Origin of the sequence: Flavobacterium sp. MEB061 (genome assembly GCF_000834715.1) — a bacterium.
GTDB classification, from domain to species: domain Bacteria; phylum Bacteroidota; class Bacteroidia; order Flavobacteriales; family Flavobacteriaceae; genus Flavobacterium; species Flavobacterium pectinovorum.
The window spans coordinates 270695-290081 of record NZ_JXQR01000002.1; the positions used below are offsets into that span (position 1 = coordinate 270695).

At 36.8% G+C, this 19387-nt stretch carries 10 protein-coding genes; all 10 read right to left on the bottom strand.

Annotated elements, in window-relative coordinates:
• Positions 1-5: 5 nt before the first annotated feature.
• The 10 genes from RT99_RS00985 to RT99_RS01030 all read right to left on the bottom strand — a co-directional run bounded on the left by RT99_RS00985 (position 6) and on the right by RT99_RS01030 (position 18978).
• A complete protein-coding gene (locus tag RT99_RS00985) occupies positions 6-2528 on the bottom strand; it encodes a glycosyl hydrolase 115 family protein (RefSeq protein WP_042562833.1) in 2523 nt (840 codons plus the stop codon).
• Between the two features lie 42 nt (positions 2529-2570).
• Complete coding sequence (locus RT99_RS00990; protein ID WP_082036899.1) at positions 2571-5294, bottom strand: alpha/beta hydrolase-fold protein; 2724 nt, start codon at positions 5292-5294, stop codon at positions 2571-2573.
• Between the two features lie 59 nt (positions 5295-5353).
• Positions 5354-6592: an SGNH/GDSL hydrolase family protein gene (locus RT99_RS00995; RefSeq protein WP_042562834.1), complete on the bottom strand. Its 1239-nt coding sequence runs from the start codon at positions 6590-6592 to the stop codon at positions 5354-5356.
• Positions 6593-6601: 9 nt separating this feature from the next.
• Positions 6602-8335: a glycoside hydrolase family 43 protein gene (locus RT99_RS01000; RefSeq protein ID WP_042562835.1), complete on the bottom strand. Its 1734-nt coding sequence runs from the start codon at positions 8333-8335 to the stop codon at positions 6602-6604.
• 296 nt (positions 8336-8631) lie between these two features.
• The gene (locus RT99_RS01005; protein ID WP_042562836.1) at positions 8632-10578 is read right to left on the bottom strand and encodes a RagB/SusD family nutrient uptake outer membrane protein; all 1947 of its coding nucleotides are present in this window, start codon (positions 10576-10578) and stop codon (positions 8632-8634) included.
• Positions 10579-10590: 12 nt separating this feature from the next.
• Positions 10591-13683, bottom strand: a complete 3093-nt coding sequence (locus RT99_RS01010; RefSeq protein WP_042562837.1) for a TonB-dependent receptor — start codon at positions 13681-13683, stop codon at positions 10591-10593.
• A 537-nt stretch (positions 13684-14220) separates the two neighbouring features.
• Entirely contained in the window at positions 14221-14877 is a 657-nt protein-coding gene (gene fsa, locus RT99_RS01015) for a fructose-6-phosphate aldolase (protein ID WP_042562838.1), read from the bottom strand.
• Positions 14878-15149: 272 nt separating this feature from the next.
• Positions 15150-16475 carry a xylose isomerase gene (gene xylA / locus RT99_RS01020; RefSeq protein ID WP_042562839.1) on the bottom strand — a complete coding sequence of 442 codons (1326 nt, stop codon included), beginning with the start codon at positions 16473-16475 and terminating at the stop codon, positions 15150-15152.
• Between the two features lie 4 nt (positions 16476-16479).
• Complete coding sequence (locus RT99_RS01025) at positions 16480-17964, bottom strand: xylulokinase (protein WP_042562840.1); 1485 nt, start codon at positions 17962-17964, stop codon at positions 16480-16482.
• 3 nt (positions 17965-17967) lie between these two features.
• Complete coding sequence (locus tag RT99_RS01030) at positions 17968-18978, bottom strand: GntR family transcriptional regulator (RefSeq protein WP_042562841.1); 1011 nt, start codon at positions 18976-18978, stop codon at positions 17968-17970.
• Positions 18979-19387: the final 409 nt, after the last annotated feature.

A 19387-nucleotide genomic window follows, 5' to 3' on the forward strand; every position in this document is an offset into this window, starting at 1 on the left:
AAAATTTAGAATTTAATATTACTTTCAGGAGGACCGAGATAAGACGGCTTTAATCCTCCGGTATTGATGACAATTTTCTGCAGCACAATTCCGGGATCTAAAACACGGAAGCGTAAAATATGTTTTCCGGGTTTCGAAATGGTATGTTTCGTGTTCGAATGAATCAGGTGTTCGGCTTGCCATTTTCCTAATTCGCCACGGTAATGTCCGTTAAAATTTATTGTTTGTGGTTTTGCTTCATCAAAAGAAACTTCATAACGAAGCCCTTTGTTGCTGTTAAAGTTGAGTGTTGGAGACAAAAGCAATTCTACATTAAATTCTCCTGTTGAAGCAAAATCAATTTCATACTCTACAAAAATATTGTCGTTCTGAGTTGGATATTTATTTTGTGGAAATGTCGTAATCCCACTTTTTGTTTTTCCAAAATCAGGAATTACTTCCCAATGAATCGTGTTCGAATTATTTACTTTAGAAAAATGTTCTGCTTCGATCGAAACATATCCATCCTTTTCTTCAAATACATTTGAAACTATCTGCTCTTTTTCTGAAACATAGCTAATTTCAGGCAAAATGTTTTTAGGAGTATCATGCCAGGCCTTATATCCAATTCGCATCTGATCCATAATATGCGTCCATTTTCCTCCTGAAATTTCATTGTTGTATTTATTTTGAAGTACAGAATCTCTTTCAAAATTCCTTTTTACCTGATCTGCAAAAGCATTGGCTAAACTATTTTTTTCCGAAGCCAGTTTTCTGTTATTCGCCTGTGCAAAATACATTTCATAAAGATTGCTGCAGGCATCTATTGGGTATAAAACCAATTGAAAATAAGCATCCTGATATTCTTTTGGAATCTCATTGTAAATTCGATACGCATCAAGCGCCAGATTTTTATACTCATTTACAACCGTTTCAAATTCATTGTAATTTTCCAGACTGTAGGTTTTGCTGTCGAGCATTTCGGGCGTTACTCTTCTGTTGAATTTTGGATAGGTATTTAATAATCTTGCGATTTCTTTGGCATGTTTTGTTCCGAATTGATCGGCAGCCCATTTCTCTGTAAATTCAAAAAGATTCTGTGAATTGAACTTTTTAGGATTCCACGCCATATCTAAAAAGAAACTGATCGGAAATTCCATTGGTTTTAAATCTCCAACATTGACAATCCAGACTTTATCAACGCCATGTTCGTAGCTAAGGTTCATCTGTTCCCAAACTCTTTGTATCGGACTTATATTAATCCATTTCGAATTTCTCGGACCTCCCACATAATCAAAATGATAATATATTCCGTAACCGCCTTTGTGCAAAGGTTTTGTCAGGTCTGGAAGCTTGCGCACATTTCCCCAATTGTCATCGCAGAAAAGTAAAATTACATCATCGGGAACACGCATTCCCTGATCATAATAATCCTGAACTTCCTTATACAAAGCCCAAACCTGAGGTGTTTTTTCAGGCTTTTTTTGGGTTACGTCAGCAATAATTTTGCGTTGTTCTTTTACGATATTTTCCAACAAAGTTATATTGGTTCCTTCGCTCATGGCCTCGTCGCCGTCTCCGCGCATTCCAACGGTTACCAATTTTTCCCAGTTTTTACTGCGCTCTATTCCGCTTTTCCAGAATTCATCGAGAACCGTTTTGTTTTTAGCATAATCCCAAACATTTGGCTGGTTATTTTTTTTAATATATCGATGCCAGTCGGTTTGTGCCAAAGCCATTGGTTCGTGGTGCGATGTCCCGATGACTATTCCCATTTCGTTGGCTAGTGGTCCGCTGGCAGGATCATCATCGTAAAATGCATTTCCCCACATGGCAGGCCAGATGTAATTGGCTTTTAACCGAAGTAATAATTCAAAAACTTTCTCATAAAACTTACTGTTAAATCCGCCAAATGTAGCTTTCGACCAACCGCTTAGCGCAGGTGCTTCGTCATTGATAAAAATTCCTCTGTATTTTACGGCAGGTTCTCCATCGGTATAAGTTCCTTTTACAAAATACAGATTGTCTTTTTTCTCAACAGGAACATCAGCCCAGTAATACCAAGGCGAAACGCCAATTTGTTTGGATAATTCGTAAATGCCGTAAATCGTTCCGCGTTTGTCACTTCCGGCAATTACGATGGCTTCTTCTACTCCGCTAAAAGGATTTTTAATGTTTTGAATACTAAATTTTTCATTTTTGCCTTTGAGCTGTTTTCCGTCGATTTTATTTGCTTTCACTAAATCATCAATAACAGAATTGGTTCCGATTGTTCCGATAATAATCAACGGCGATGCTATATTTGGTTTCTGATTTAAAATTGATGGTTTTTCTCCCGTAACTTTTTCAAAATCAGTTTGTAAATTAGTGATTGCACGCAAAATACCTGCATCTGTTCCGTTACTAACTAGAAAGGACAAGGTTGAAGATTTCTCTTTCAGGACAATAACATTGTCCCCTTTTTGAGTTGTAATAAACGATTGCGCTTTTAAAAAAGTACAACTAAAAACGATAAGAAATGTGAGGATATATTTTGAAAATGTATTCATGAACTTTATTTATTATGCAATTCAATTACTATTTTAAAATCTTTATTTCTGCTGAAACAATAATGGCGTAAACATAAATAAATCATGTCTCCAGACCGGCCATGTATGTCCGCCCGGATATTCGCTGTATTTATATTTGATTCCGAGCTGGTCGAACTTTTTCATCATTATTTTGCAATTTTCATAAGCGATATCTTCTTTGCCGCCCATAGAAATCCAAAATTCTTTGATGTTCACATTAATTGTCCCAACATTATTTTTCATAAACTCGTATTGCGGATCAGCTAAAGTGGTATTATTCGCCCACCACCCTGAACTAAAAATGCCTATATAAGAAAACAAGTCAGAATTTTTAATGCCGGCGTAAAGTGTTTGCAAACCTCCCATTGATAATCCTGCCAAAGCTCTGTTTTTAGCGTCTTTCGCTACTTTAAAATTATTTTCTACAAAAGGAATTGCTCCGGTTTTCAATTCATTTTCAAAAGCTTTTAGTGCATTTTCATTAAAACCTGCTACGCCGCCTGTATTTCCCATATTGCCGTCGAGCATTGCGATAATCATTGGTTTTGCTTTATTTTCGGCAATTAAATTGTCTAAAATTAAGTTTGCTTTCCCTTGCGTTGCCCAGCCTGTTTGATCCTCGCCTCCACCATGAAGGAGATATAAAACCGGATATTTTTCTGTCGAATTCTCGTAACCCGGCGGTGTATACACATACATTTCGCGCCATGAATTGGTTGCTTTTGAAAAATATTTTTTGATTCTGATATCGCCATGCGGAACGTCTTTTAAAGCGTAAAAATCTCCTTCTTTATTTGGAATTTCGATACCGCTTGCCATTCGCCCCATTCCGTAAAATGTCTGACTTGACGGATCTGCAATGGCGACGCTATCAATAAGCAGTGAATAATAATTAAATCCTTTGTTGATCACATCAGTAGTTACTGTCCAAAATCCGTCTGAATCTCTTGTCAGATAGTATTTTTTGCCCAAATCGATTTGTACTTTTGAAGCTTCGGGAGCGTTGACTTTAAAAAGCACTTTGTTATCCGGTAATATTTGAGGATATTTTGCATTGCGAATATTGGTTTGCGCAGGATTTCCTAAGATGGTGTAAGCTGCAAAATTGGACTGATCGACAGGCTTAAATAAAAACTGTGAAAACATATACAAACCATTTTTCCAGACTTTAAAATCATGAACTCCGGGCTCGATATAATAAATGTGCGGCACATCATTTTTATACAAATAATCATGCGTTCGCTTACTATTTTCGATAAGCCAGTCGTTATCTCCGCAGGAAATCCAGAGTAGTTTTAATTTCTTTTTTGCCTCTTCTGGATTGGGAAGTAATTCTTGGGGTGCTTTAGTATTTGGAGCTGCAGAAAATGCGCCAACCCAGGCAAATTTATCTAAATTACCCAATCCGAAATTTAAAGATTGTCCGCCTCCCATTGATAATCCGGCGATGGCGCGGTGATCTCTGTCTTTCAGAACCGGGTATTTTTTTTCGATAAACGGAATCAGGTCGTTTAATAAATCTTTTTCAAACGTAGCAAAAGCCTGTACTTTGTCGGGCGCCATTATATTTCCGGTCGCACTGTCGTCTTTCATTGCCCTGCCGTTTGGCATGACCACAATCATGGGTTCAATTTTTCCTTCTGCAAAAAGATTGTCTAATATAATTTGCGGATTTCCTCCGTTGAGCCATTCTTTTTCATCGCCGCCTATTCCGTGTAAAAGATACAAAACCGGATATTTATTCTTTTTATTAAATCCCGGAGGTGTGTAAACTGTTGCTTTTCTTGTAGAACCAACCGTTTTAGATTCATAAGAGATCGTTTCTATTTTTCCCGCCGGAATATTGGTATTTAACTGATCAAAACCAAGGGGAGCCTGCACTATAAAAGGCGATTTTCCATCAGCCAATTTATATCCCAATAATGAAAGCATTTCATCAGCATAACGTCTTCCTAAGTCTCTGTAACCTACAGCATTAAAATGTAAAAAGTCAGGTTCTGCCGTACATCCTTTAGATGAAATAACATACGAATTGGGAATCGTTTTTGGTAATGTCGCAATAATTTTATTCATGCTTCCACATTTACCGTTCTGGTCTTCGTTTACGGTTTCCCCCGAAAGCAAAGGCACTTTTTTCGGATCCAGATTCAGGTCTTTTATCAAATTATCGTAGACGATTTTTACTTTTTTCGGCCAAAGTGTATCGCCGGTATTAGATTCTCCCTGATGTAATAAAACACCTTTAATAACTCCTTTTTTCTGTGCTATTTTTGCCAGTTCGACCAATCTTGCGTACGGATTTTCGTCGTATTCTTTTAGAATACCTTTCATCCAGTCTGGCGCTGTTGCTACATATTCTGCTGTTTTATCTTTGTCAAAAAGTTCAATTTTGCATCCTCCAACGGCTACATTGATTACGCCCACTTTTATATTTTTAGGCAGATTGGCTACCAGATTTCTTCCAAAATAATCAACTGGCGTGAGTCCGGTACTGCAACGGCACAATGGCGGTATGGCGGTGTACCAATTTCCTTTTTCACGTTTCAGTTCAGGACAATTGACTGCCTGTAAAACCTGAAATCGATCGTCGACACCCAATTTGTCCTGCGGTTCTATTTTGGCATATCCTTCCATATTTGACTGGCCAAAACTCAGATAAATATGAAAGTTAGAATCTTGAGAATACCCTTTTTGTGCTATTGAAAAAAGAACTATAAATGCGAAAAACCTAAGTATTGATTTCATTGTTGATTTGTTTTTATTATCAAAAAATCATTTTAATCGAATTCAAAATATGCAAACTGTTATTTAAATAAATTGAGATCTACTGTTTCTCCCATCTTAACATAACCCGCTTCGTTTGGATGTAAAAAATCACCGTCGTGCAGGTTGGATAAAATCGTTTTTGAACCTTCTTCTGAAACCATTGCTTTATCAAAATCAATTACGTCATCAAAGGCTTTACTGTTTCGTATCCAAGCATTTACAATATCACGGGCTTCTTGTTTGTGAGGAGCATCATAAAATGATTTGGCAAATGGCAGAATGGTACAGCCGTAGACTTTAATTCCTTTTGCATGCGCTTTGTTAATCATCACTTTATAAGCTTCAATAAGTTCCTGTGCTTTTATTGGTGCATCTTCCGGATTTTTAATTCCTCCAATATCGTTGATGCCTTCCAGGATTACGAGCCATTTTGTGCCTTTTTGAGATAATACATCTCTGTCAAAACGATTTAAAGCCGTTGGGCCTAATCCGCCTTTAACGACACAATTTCCTCCAATTCCTAAATTCAAAACGCCTATTTTTTCTGTTTTTTTATTGGCAGATAATCGTGCCGATAAAATATCTGTCCATCGATTTTGTTTGTTGGTTCCTGAGCCTCGGCCGTCTGTAATGGAATTTCCCAAACAAACGATATTCGCAGTACTTTTATCAGCCACAACATCCAATCCCATAATCGTGTACCAGTGATCTGTTTTTATAGCGCCATCAAAAGCTGCATTTTGAATTTGATCTCCTTCCAGAATATAAGAAGTGGTTCGCGAACCGGGATGTCCTGATGTTTTTTGCGATGTATTCCCGTAATGAATCGTAATTGCTAAAAGTTGTCCGGGCTGTAATTCAAAATCAAAAGCATCTGAAAAAACTTCTTGTTCAGGGTTTATCGTGATGTCTGGTTTCCCGTTAAAACGAAGCTCTTTTTGGGTTTTAGCATCAACAATCGGTGCATCGATAACATTGGCCACACTAACCGATTTTAAAACCGTTTGTTGATCGCTAAAAATATTAGAGAAACGCAATCTCATACGTTTTCCTCCAATAGAAACCCTTATAATTTGTCGAAGTGTATTTTCTGAAAGTCCCGGAGCTGGCGGCATATTGTTGGGTTCAACCAGCATTTGCGCGCAGGCCCAGGTTCCGACCCAATTCTCCGTTTTTGATTTGCCCTGAGCCATTACAGATGACTGATTGGGCTGACAACTCAAAATCAAAAAGAAGAACTGCAAAAACAACAATCCTTTAAAATGTTCCTTTTTCATATTTCATTTTTATTGTGGCTGAGCATCATTTGCAACCGTTGCGTACAATCCTACCAACGCTCCTGTAAAACCTCCGGCCACATTGGTTGAAAGAATATCGCCTGAAACGCTTTCACCTAAATTTTTAAAATCAGTCCCGTTTAGCGCATAACTAAATTCGTAACTGTCTCCGGTTGCTTTTACCTGAAGACGTATGTTCTTTTTGATTTCGATTTTGGCGCTTGCCATTATTTTAGATTGTCCTTTTTCTGTTCTTTCTAATAAAATATAGGTGTCTTTTCCTTTTTTTGTGATGCCGAAAACATAATTAAAACGCTCGTTTTGAAGGCATGTAATTCCGGCAAGATCTTTTTCAGATTCCGGTTTATAATCGATTGTCGTGGCAAACGAGAACGTGTTGTGCATTTGTCTGTAAAAAAGTGTCGACGTAGGTTTCAATTCTTTAATATTTACTTCGAAAGGATTAATCTGAAGTCCTTTTTTGGTTACGGAAATAAAATTTTCACGCGGACCTCGAAGTCCGATCCAGCGGTAATCTAATTTATCAGAAGTAAAATTTTCGGTAAACGTAAAATTACCATTCGGGAAAAATCCGTCTTTGCCGGTTTTGTTTTCGGTAACGCCTTTTGGCATTTTAATTTTTGGTTCTAAAGGCACTAATCCGTTTTCAAAAACCGGAAAAGTTCCTGACCAGTCAACCGGAAGCATAAAAGTTTCACGCCCTGTATTTACTCTGTCTTTATCATTCGGGCGAACGCCTAAAAATACACCATAATATTTATTATCTGGTCCGAGTACTAAATCGGCATGTCCTGCCCAGTCTACTTTGTCTTTTCTGTCCTGAGGAAAATATCTTTGGGTAAGAATCGGGTTGTTTGATGCGGGTTTAAAAGGTCCTTTCGGGCTGTCACTGATAAAAATAACTTCGCTATGATTTCCGCCTGTACCGCCTTCGGCACACATTAAATAATAATGACCGTCTTTTTTATACAAATGTGGCGCTTCTATCCAGATTGGTTTTTTCGAAAGATCTACTCCGCCATCTACAATAATTTTATCCGTTCCCTTGATAACCTGATCTTTTTCGAGATCATATTCCCAAACTTTAATAACACGATGACCTTCATATAATTGCTTTCCTTTATCGGGAGCGTCATTATGAACGATGTAACCTTTTCCGTTATCATCAAAAAAGATACAAGGATCAATTCCGTCAAAACCTAATTTTATCGGGCTTCCCCAACCTTTCATAGGATCTTTTGTTTTTACTATAATATTGCCCAAACCTCCCGAAAATGCTGTTACAATCATATAAAAAGTGTCATTATGAGGATTATATGTTATTCCCGGTGCATATACGCCCTGGCTTATACCTGTGTCATGGGGATTAAATTCGGAGACTTTATTTAGTACGCCTCCAAGGTCTGTCCAATTTACTAAATCTTTAGAATGAAAAATTGGTACTCCTGGAAACATAGCAAATGAAGAACACACCATAAAATAATCATCGCCTTTTCTGGTAATTGCCGGATCCGGATAACATCCCTGTAAAACGGGAGAATAAAACTCATCTGGCTTTAATGGATTATTTTTATAAATATTATCATTTCCCTGATACACAACATTCGAAAAAACAGGCGGTTTAACAGTCTGTTTTCCGGTAATTGTATCTTTAACTGCAACTCCTTTAAAAGAAAAGAGAAATGATAATGCTAGTGAGAGAATTAATAGTTGTTGTTTCATTTTTGTTTTTTCTTATTTTTTTAATGTGGATAAAGTGGGTTTATTGGAACGCGGATGACGCGGATTTAAACAGATTGTCGCTGATTTTTTTATTGAAAATCTGATAAATCTGCTTAATAAAACAAAGAAATCCGTTTAAATCCGCGTCATCCGCGTTCCATTTTTATTTCATTTTTATTTCATTTTCAAATCAATATCCCTTATATCCTTGCTGCGTTTTACAAGGTAAAAGCCGAGGAAATTATCCCTCGGCTAAACTTAACTAACTTATAAATTTATTTACTTCAAAATATTTATTAATTGTATCCCGGATTCTGGTACGTTTTTTTATCTGCATCAGACATTTCCATACCGTCTATTTGTCCTTGTGGAATAGGACGCAAATAATGATGCGGCTCTATTGTTCTGGTAATAACCTCTGGTGTATGCTGACCGTAATTTGATCCGCCAATTGAATATTTACCCGCAATTTCATTCCATTTTTGAGTTCTTACTAAATCGTACCAACGGTATCCTTCGCCATAATATTCGCGGGAACGCTCTGCCAAAATGTAATTAATATCAATTACGGCAGGAGTTGTGCTTGTTAATAAGGCGCTATTGTCGGCCGTTTTTGCTACTTTACCATTATTGTCCCAGCGCCATTTTCCTGCACGGGCTCTGATTACATTGATAAGATCTCTGGCAGACATGCCGCCAGCTGCTCCTTTTACTGCTGCTTCTGCCGCTACAAAATAGAGTTCTGAAAATTTAGCAACCGGATAAGGTCTTGTACTTCCGGCATTTGGCTGTCCTAATCCTCCTGCATTATCTGTACGGTATGGACCTAATTTCCATAATCCCGGATATACGATTCTGCTTATTCCCATTGGAGAAATTACATAATCAGATCTGCCCGGCAAAACTCCTGCACCAACACCATTATCTCCCGCTCCTGTAGGATATGTAATTGCCGTTGCAGGTTCATCATTTAAGAAAGTTACAATAGGATCGCCTGGTTTTACCGGTAATCCGTTAGCATTATATAATGTTGCTACATCGGTTAATCCGGTTCCAAGTAAGTTCCAGTTTCCACGATATACGGCTGCAAATGTTCCGTCGTATCTTGAATCGTTTGTTTTATCTGCAAAAGTTTTGGTAAAGACTTCTATAGGCGGTACCATTCTCACCCACGGACGTCCTAAAAACTGATCTGCAGCTCTTTGTACAGTCGAAACTGCAGCTCCTGATGCATTTTTACTTCTTATCGAAGTGTAATTAAATGTTCCCATCCAGCCTGCAAAATTATCCGGCGCGCCACCGCTTCCGTATGTAAGACTTGCTCCATTGTAATATTCGCTTTCTTCTGTATGATCTGCATAAAGCATTATTTCTTTGTTGCGATCATTAGAACCTAAGTTTACATCATAATAATAAGGCAATAATCCATAAGTTCCCGGGTTATTAATTCCGTCTAATGCGATGTTGTAAGCTTCCTGAAAATACCATTGTGCATTATGACCATCAGGATCCGTTCTTGGTGTATCTGGATAGGTTGGAATATTGTTTGGATTTTCCAGCCACCATGCATATGTCAGATATGCTTTTGCCAACATTAAACGAGCCAGCGTTTTAGTTGCTGTACCGGTTAACCTTGGCGCATCAGGTAATTCATTTACAGCTGCTACTAAGTCCGGAAAAATAGCTTTGGTATAAACCTCACTTACTGTATTTCGTTTTGAAGATCTTGATGGCTTACTATTAAATTTCAGTTCGCCAGCTCCTAAATCTAAAGGCACGCCTCCAAAATTTTGTACTAATAAAAAATAATCAAAAGCTCTAAAGAATTTAGATTCTGCAATTAAGCTATTTGCAATACCTACTGCAGCAGCATTTTCAATAATACCACTTGCTGTATTAATATCATTGTAAGAGTTATTCCATACCACATCGGCTCTGCTTGAAGCAGGATTTATAACCCCAACTCCGGATAAATCATGATCTTTGAAATTTCCGTCGGCTTGCTGTCCATATGTATTTTCATCTGTTCCTGTTTGCACAGAATTATAATAATAAGCCTGCCCGTATATCCATCGTAAATGGGCATAATGTGAAGTCAATCCCTGTACAACTCCCTGTTCCGTTTTAAAGTAGCCAGGCTCATAAAAATCATGTGGTTTTTCTTCTAAAATATCAGAGCAGCCCGCAAAGGAGAACAAAGCTACTGATCCTATAAGTAATCTTTTAAAAATATATCGTTTCATAGTTGTTCTTGATTAAAATGTGAAATTAAGTCCGAATAAAAAGTTTCTGGTTGAAGGTGTATTGGTTCCAATAACCGTAAATCTACGTTGGTAAGTACCTGTTACGGCCTGATTTTCATCTCCAAAAGAATTTGTTTCAGGATCCATTCCTGATTTTCTATTGTAAGGAGAGAAAAGTACAAACGGATTTTGCGCTGTAAAATAAAGTCTCAGCTTCTGAATACCTAAACTTCTCATAAATTCCTGATCTAGAGTATATCCAAGAGTTAATGCTCTGATTTTTACGTAAGATGCATCAAAATATCCCATCGTAGAAATGTATTTTGGGTTATCACCACTTCTAATCCCTCTTGGATTTGGATATTCAGCATCTCTGTTATCCGGTGTCCAGTAATCTACATCAACATTACTTCTTCTTCCGTTAAGCAGATTAAGGTAACTGTTTCCTCCGTAAAGTGTACTGATTAAAACACCACCGCTTTTAAAAGCTCCTACGGCAGAAAAATCAAAACCTTTATACGTTAAGTTCGTATTAAAACCTCCCTGAAAGTCCGGGTCTGTTTCTATAATTTGTCTGTCGCTTGTGTTAATGGCGCGCGTTGGTGAACCATCCGGATTAAAATCTCCTGTATATTTTACTTTGATAGATCCTACTACTGTTCCTTGTTGGTTTATACCCGTTGGTCCCGGCTCTAATATCGACATGTATGGGTCACCTTCCTGCCAGATTCCTACTTTTTCATAATCGTAAATAGAGTTGATATTATAACCTACAAACCAGGAATTTGCCTCATCTCTTTGCGCTCCCGACGCAAGTTTAACCAACTTGTTTTCGTTGGCATAGAAATTAACACCAACAGTCCAGCTCAATCCTTTTGGATTATCAAGAATAACTCCGTTTAAGGCAATTTCATATCCTTTATTTTCAGTTTCACCTACGTTTGCCACATAACTGCTCACACCAGATGTTGCCGGAAGATTTACGCGTTGCAGCAAATCTTTTGTATTTGTTTTATAATATTCGATGGTACCTGATAAACGATTATTGAGGAAAGCGAAATCCAGTCCGTAATTCCATGTTGTCGAATATTCCCATCCTAAATCCGGATTAGGTAGTGTTGTAACATATACACCTGTAGAATTTGTATTTCCAAAATTATAAGGTCTTGTACTTAAAGCCCCCAAAGTTTGATATGGATCTACTGCCTGATTAGAAGTTTCACCGTATCCTACACGTAATTTTACCAGATTAACCCATGAAAGATTTTTCATAAAAGATTCATTAGAAGCTGTCCATCCTGCAGAAACCGCCGGATACGTAACCCATTTATTTCCTTTTGATAAACGTGACGAACCGTCTGAACGAATTGTTCCCGAAATAAAATATTTATTGTCATAAGAATACATCGCCCTTGCCATGTACGAACTTAAACCCCATTGTGTATAATCCTGATCTGCAGGGTTTATAACCGCTTCTTCTTCACTCTGACCCAAGTTGTAAAACTGAAATGCATCAGAAGTAATTCCGTTTCTGGCGATTCTTGAAGTATTTCCTGTAAATTGCTCGTTTGAATATAATCCCACAAAATTTACGGTATGCTTTTCAGCAAAAGTTTTGTCGTAAGAAATCAAATTTTCAATAAGCCATTGTGTTGATAAAGTGTTGCTTATCCATGCATTTGAAATCGTGGTTGGATTTACATCAAAAACACCTTGTCCTTCATAGTAACCGCCATTTGATAAGCGTAAATTCAATCCTGTATTCATACGGTATTTTAAACCCTCAACTCCCGGTATTTTTACTTCAGCAAAAATATTATTGTACGAACTAAATGCTCTTGTCTGGTTCACATAAGAATCGCCAAGATTATTAATGGATTCTCTGGTATAAACCCAGTTTTCATCGCCACCCATTCTCACCGTTCTTTTTAAAGATCCGTCCGGATTATATGGATTTGCTAAAGGAGAGGTTCCTAAAACAGTACCTGTACCAATGTTATCTCCGTTGGTAACAGAGTAATTGCTATTGGTATTAAATCCCATACGAAAAGAGCTTCCTAATTGCTGATCTAAACCTGCTCTTAAGCTAAAACGCTCGTATTTTTGACCCGGTAAAACTGATTCTTCTTTATAATATCCTAAACCTGCATTATAAGCTCCGTTCTCACTACCTCCTGAAACACTTACATCATGACTAATCATTTCGCCAGCTCCGTAAAGTGAATCCTGCCAGTCTGTATTGGTGCTTCTTGATTCATCAATACCGTCTGTATATAAAGTTGAATAATCACGAAGTGCTCCAAATTTAGCAGCATCCATCATATCGTATTTCCCAAAAACCTGCTTGATACCGCTAAATCCATTGTAATTAAAAGTAGCTTTCTGATTTTTACGCCCCTTATTACTTGTAATTAATATAACCCCGTTTGCTCCACGTGAACCGTAAATAGCGGTTGCAGAAGCATCTTTTAAAACATCTACAGATTTTATATCAACAGGATTTATATCGCCGATTGAACCTGCAAAGGGAACTCCGTCTAAAACAATTAAAGGATCATTACTCCCCGTTAAAGATCTGGTTCCGCGTATGCGTATCTGCATTGCTGCTCCCGGTTTGGTCGAAGTCTGAGTTAAGTCAACACCGGCGAGCCTTCCTTGTAAAGCCTGCGTTACGTTGGCAGCAGCAACTTGATTTAATTCACCGCCTCCAATAGAAGCTACAGATCCCGTTACAGCTTCTTTCCTTTGCGTTCCGTACCCGATAACAACTACTTCTTTTAATTGAGCAGAATCTTCTTCAAGACTTACATTAATTTTGCTTTGTCCGTTTACAGCTACTTCTTTGTTTCTTAAACCTATAAAACTGAAAACAAGAATACCATTGGATGGGACATCGATAGTATAAGTACCGTCAAAACCAGTACTTACACCAGTTTTAGTTCCTTTTAAATTTACATTAGCCCCCGGAATTGGACCATTTGCATCTGATACGGTTCCGGTAACTTTTGTCTGCGCACTCGAATGGAGTGAAAACGCAAACATTAAGATCAAAAAACAAAAACATTTTAGATGCTTTGCTTTACTTGTAACAAAAGAGTTAGTCATAAAAATTGATTTAGATAGTTAAAATTTGATTGGTTTAGTTAATAAGTGTACTTATAACAAATATAAAGAAAAGCAATTAATACACAATCGGTTGTTTGTTATTTTTTTAAATAATCTATAAAAAAACATACTTTAAAAAACATTCTAAGTAATTTTAAGACTAAAACAGTGTGTAATGTTCATTATTAGAATTATTTTTGCTGCTAATTTTAACAATATTGCTACATAATTTCCATTTAGTTAAAAAAAACATAAAAAATATAAAAAGTAAAAATGAGTCTATATTTACTTAAAGATAACTGTTTTTTAAAGTAAAAATATTGTTAAAAAATAAAAACAAAGGAGTGTAGATTGGTGTAATTACTCTTAATCACTAATTATTTAGCTTCAAAAAGAAATCAAAACAACAAAAAAGGCAATCGGTTGTTATAAAATTAAAAAAAGCTCCTTTCGAATTAAATTCAAAAGGAGCTTTTCTAAAAATTGAAATTCAGTAAAATCAGTAAAAATTGACGTACTAAACTGGCAGTAAGAATATTATAATTTCATTTTTTTAGCATCTTCAATAAATTGGTTCAATCCAATATCGGTTAACGGATGTTTAAGTAATCCTTTAATAGCAGAAAGCGGACCCGTCATAACATCCGATCCTACTTTTGCACAATTTACAATATGCATTGTATGTCTGATCGAAGCCGAGAGAATCTGAGTTTTGTATTCATAATTATCATAAATTTCTCGTATCTCTTCAATCAAATGCATTCCGTCTGTTGAAATATCATCGAGCCTTCCTAAAAACGGAGAAACATAGGTAGCGCCTGCTTTTGCTGCCAGTAACGCCTGCCCTGCAGAAAACACTAAGGTAACATTGGTTTTAATTCCTTTTGATGAAAAATACTTGCATGCTTTTACGCCATCGCCAATCATTGGTAACTTAACCACAATTTGCGGATGAAGTTTGGCAAGTTCCTCACCTTCTCTTACCATTCCGTCAAAATCTGTCGAAACAACTTCTGCAGAAACATCTCCATCTACAATATTGCAAATGTCGAGGTAATGTTTCAAAATATTATCTTTTCCTGTAATTCCTTCTTTCGCCATCAACGAAGGATTTGTCGTTACACCGTCCAGAACGCCCATTTCCTGCGCTTCTTTGATGTCTTGTAAATTGGCTGTGTCAATAAAAAATTTCATTTTTTTTGTGGTTTTAATTTGGTTAGTATTTAGTTTGTCATCCTGACGAAGGAAGGATCTCCGCTTACAGCATCGACAAAGATTGACATATTTGATTGTAGAGCTACTTGCGGAGATTCCTCGTTTCCTCGGAATGACAAAACTACCTCTAACAGCTAATATTTGTTGCGCACATCTTTGTCAAAGTTTAAAACTTTGACAAAGATTACACACACAGAATGTTTATCAAAATAGTTATTTCAGTTTTTAACCTTCTATAACTATCATATTAATTATATATATTGATTGATAATGTTTTCAAACAATTCTTGTTTACCGCTTTGCAATGACAATTCACCATTTTGGTTGGCAATTTCATACAAATCTTTAAGGTTTAATTTTCCATCAGCAAAATCTTTTCCTTTTCCAGAATCAAAAGAGCTATATCTTTCTTTTCTTAATTTTTCATAAGGAGAAGAAGTAATAATTTTATCTGCAGTCAATAATGCTCTTGCAAAAGTATCTGCACCACCAATGTGCGCAAGGAAAACATCTTCAAGATCAGTAGAATTTCTTCTGATTTTGGCATCGAAGTTTACACCACCACCTTGCAATCCGCCAGCTTTTAAGAAAACAAGCATTGCTTCTGTAGTTTCCTGAATGTTGTTCGGGAATTGATCTGTATCCCAGCCATTTTGATAATCACCTCTGTTAGCATCGATACTTCCTAACATTCCTGCTTTTGCAGCCACTTCCAATTCATGTTGAAAAGTATGTTGTGCCAAAGTTGCGTGGTTTACTTCTATATTGATTTTGAAATCTTTATCTAAACCATATTCTTTCAAAAATCCAATTGCTGTAGCCGAATCAAAATCGTATTGGTGTTTTGATGGTTCCATTGGTTTTGGCTCGATAAAGAAAGTTCCTTTAAAACCTTGTGATCTTGCATAATCTCTTGACATCGTTAAAAACTGTGCCATGTGATCTAATTCTCTTCCCATATCCGTATTCAAAAGAGACATATAACCTTCTCTTCCTCCCCAGAATACGTAGTTTTCTCCGTCTAAAGCAATTGTTGCGTCAAGCGCTAATTTTACTTGTCCGCCTGCTCTTGCAACCACATTAAAATCTGGATTTGTAGCCGCTCCGTTCATAAATCTTGGGTTTGAGAAACAGTTTGAAGTTCCCCAAAGCAATTTAATTCCCGATTCTGCTTTTTTCTGTTTTAAGTATTCCGTAATCGTTGCCAAACGTTTTTCAGATTCTGCAAAAGTTGGTCCTTCAGCAATCAAATCATAATCGTGAAAACAGAAATAATCAAATCCCATTTTACTGATAAATTCAAACGCAGCATCCGCTTTATCTTTTGCCGCCTGAATTGGATCTGATGATTGATCCCACGCAAATTTCTGCGTTCCCGGTCCAAAAGGATCGCTTCCTTGTCCGCAGAACGTGTGCCAGTACGCAATCGCAAATCTAAAGTGCTCACGCATTGTTTTTCCCGCCACAACCTGTTCCGGATTGTAATATTTAAATGCTAACGGATTATCGGATTCCTTGCCTTCAAATTTTATCTGGCCTATGCCTTTGTAATATTCTTTATTGCCTAAAACTACCATTTCTTTATTTTTTATGTGTTAATATTAATTCTAATTCCTGTTTCCATTTTGCGTAAGCTTTTGCATACGGTTCTGCATTTTTTAGAGGTAAAAAGGTCATTACGTGATCGTTGGTCGTAATACTTGAACCAAATTTATTGTAATCACCATCTTTTAAACCCACTGCTCTCGCCGCTCCTACTGCGCCGGTTGTATTGTAAATTTCAATTTCGTGCCCGATTAAAGTTGCTACAGTATTCGAAAAAATCTCCGAACGGAACAAATTATCATTTCCGGCTCTGATTACATTTATCGTCGCATTATCATCCTTTAAACATTCCATTCCGTACACGAATGAAAAAGCAATTCCTTCAAGAGAAGCTCTGAACAAATGTGCGCTATTGTGAATATTCAAGTTGAGATTTAAAAAGTGTGTTCCGATGTTTTTATTGTTGAACATACGCTCTGCGCCATTTCCAAACGGAATCACGACAACGCCATCAGAACCTACATCAATTTTAGACGCTTTACGGTTCATCGATTCGTAGGTTTCGTCGCCCATATTATTACGCAGCCAACGATATTGAATTCCGGCTCCGTTTATGTTTAAAAGTTTTCCAACTCTTGGTGTTTTTTCTTCGTAATTAACATGCACAAAGTTGTTTACGCGTGTGCTTTTTCCCGAAGACATTTCGCTAACAGCATAAAAAACGCCCGAAGTTCCTCCCGTTGCAGCGACTTCACCCGGATTCAAAACATTCAAAGCCAAAGCATTATTAGGCTGATCTCCCGCTCTGTAAACCACCGGAATCCCAACAGGAAGCCCCGCTTCTTTCGCGCCTTTTTCGTTTAAAATTCCCTGATTTGTAAAATTCTCTACAATATTTGGCGTCAAAGATTGATCGATTCCGTAATAGTCCAAAAGCCAGTTTGCTACTTTGTTTTCTTTATAATCCCAAAGCATTCCTTCAGACAAACCATTTTTTGTAGTGGTAATTTCTCCTGTAAGTTTCAAAGCAATATAATCGCCCGGAAGCATGTATTTGTAAATCTTGCTATAGATTTCAGGTTCGTTTTCTTTGACCCATTTTAGTTTCGAAGCCGTAAAATTTCCCGGAGAATTCAATAAATGCTGCATGCATTTTTCTTCTCCAATTTCGGCGAAAGCCTCATTACCAATTTCAACCGCACGGCTGTCGCACCAAATAATCGAGTTTCGAAGTGCATTTCCTTCTTTGTCCACAATAACCAATCCGTGCATTTGATACGAAATACCAACTCCCGTAATTTTTGAAGCTTCGATATTCGCCTCACGAATCGCTCTTTTAGTTGCCGTACAAATGTGCTGCCACCAAATTTCTGGATCTTGCTCTGCCCAGTCAGAATGCAGGGCAATAATTTCCATTTCGTTTTGAGGTTCATTCAAAACGATTATTTTTTTCCCTGTTTCAGCTTCAACCAAAGCTACTTTTACAGACGAACTTCCAATATCATATCCTATATAATACATAACTTATAATGATTCTCTTAAAATTAAATTTGTTGGCACATAACTCTGCATCACTTCATCATGCGTAATAAATGCGGCCGCTTTTGTTCCTATTTCCTTAAAATCAGTCGATACGACCGAAATTCCTTTGTATATAAATTTTTTCATTGGCGTTTCGTTATACGATAAAAAACCAACATCTTCTCCAGGCTCCAAATCCTTCTCTTTGCATTGTTCTAAAAAGTGACCTAAAATCCTGTCGCTTATGCTGATATACGCAATTCCTTTTTCGATATTAAACTTTTTGGCATCGGTAATAATTTCATTTTTAAAATTAAAATCGGTGCAAAATTTCTTAAAAAACTGTACGGTTTCTTTGGGATGATTTGTATAATCCGGATAAATAAAATGAATGCTTTTATACTTTTTAAACAAATCAACGGCTTCTTTCAATGAACTATAAAACGCTTTTCCAAAATCCTGAAAAACATAATTATTTTCTTTTTTCGAATGAATATTCCAATCAATCAAAAGCAATTTATCATTCGAAATAGCTGATAATGTTGGTGCTACTTCTTTATGATCAAAATTCATCACCACGTATTTATAATATTTCCCAACACTATTATTGATGATCGTTTTAAAAACATCTATATTATAATGATGAAACTGTACATCGGTAATCACATTATCCGGCAAATTATTGACAAACGAATGATACAAAACCTCTTTATACGCCTTAAATGTGTCTAAAACCAAAAGCACTTTTCTGGTTTCTCCCGAAACATAATAGCCTTTATTCGGCACAGAATCAATGACATTCTGATCTTTTAAAATTGAATATGCTTTAAAAACCGTATCTCTCGACAACTGATTTTCTTTACAAATCGCATTTACAGACGGAAGCAAATCCCCCTTTTGCAAAATATTCTCCGCAATAGCATTATTAATTCCGTTTACCAACTGCTGGTATTTCGGAACATCACTATCGTGATTGATAACAAATACAAATTTTTCCTGTTCTTCTTTTAGCATACTGTTCCGTTCTGTTCTGGTATGCTAAAGTAGTTTATTTGATCTTTATAAAAAATACTTTTTTACTGTAAATTGTTAACTTTTCAAAGCTCTTTAAAATTTAACATTTATGAATGAAATCTCCACAATGTAAAAAGCTCCAGCGGAGCGCAATATTTATAGCTAAAAATTATCGCAATCATTTTAAAGCTCCGTAGGAGCGATATTACGTACCTAGAGATGCCACCCCGCTGGGGTTTCATTACATTAAAACATCAATTCTATAAATATGACGTCCCGTTGGGACTATTCAAATTCTTATTGATATTCTCTAAATTATTATCTAAACAATAAAAATAATTTAGGCGTGTCCCTCCGGGTCGGGCTATTCGCTGCAAGTCCTCGCACTTCCTTCGTCAGGCTGTGGGCT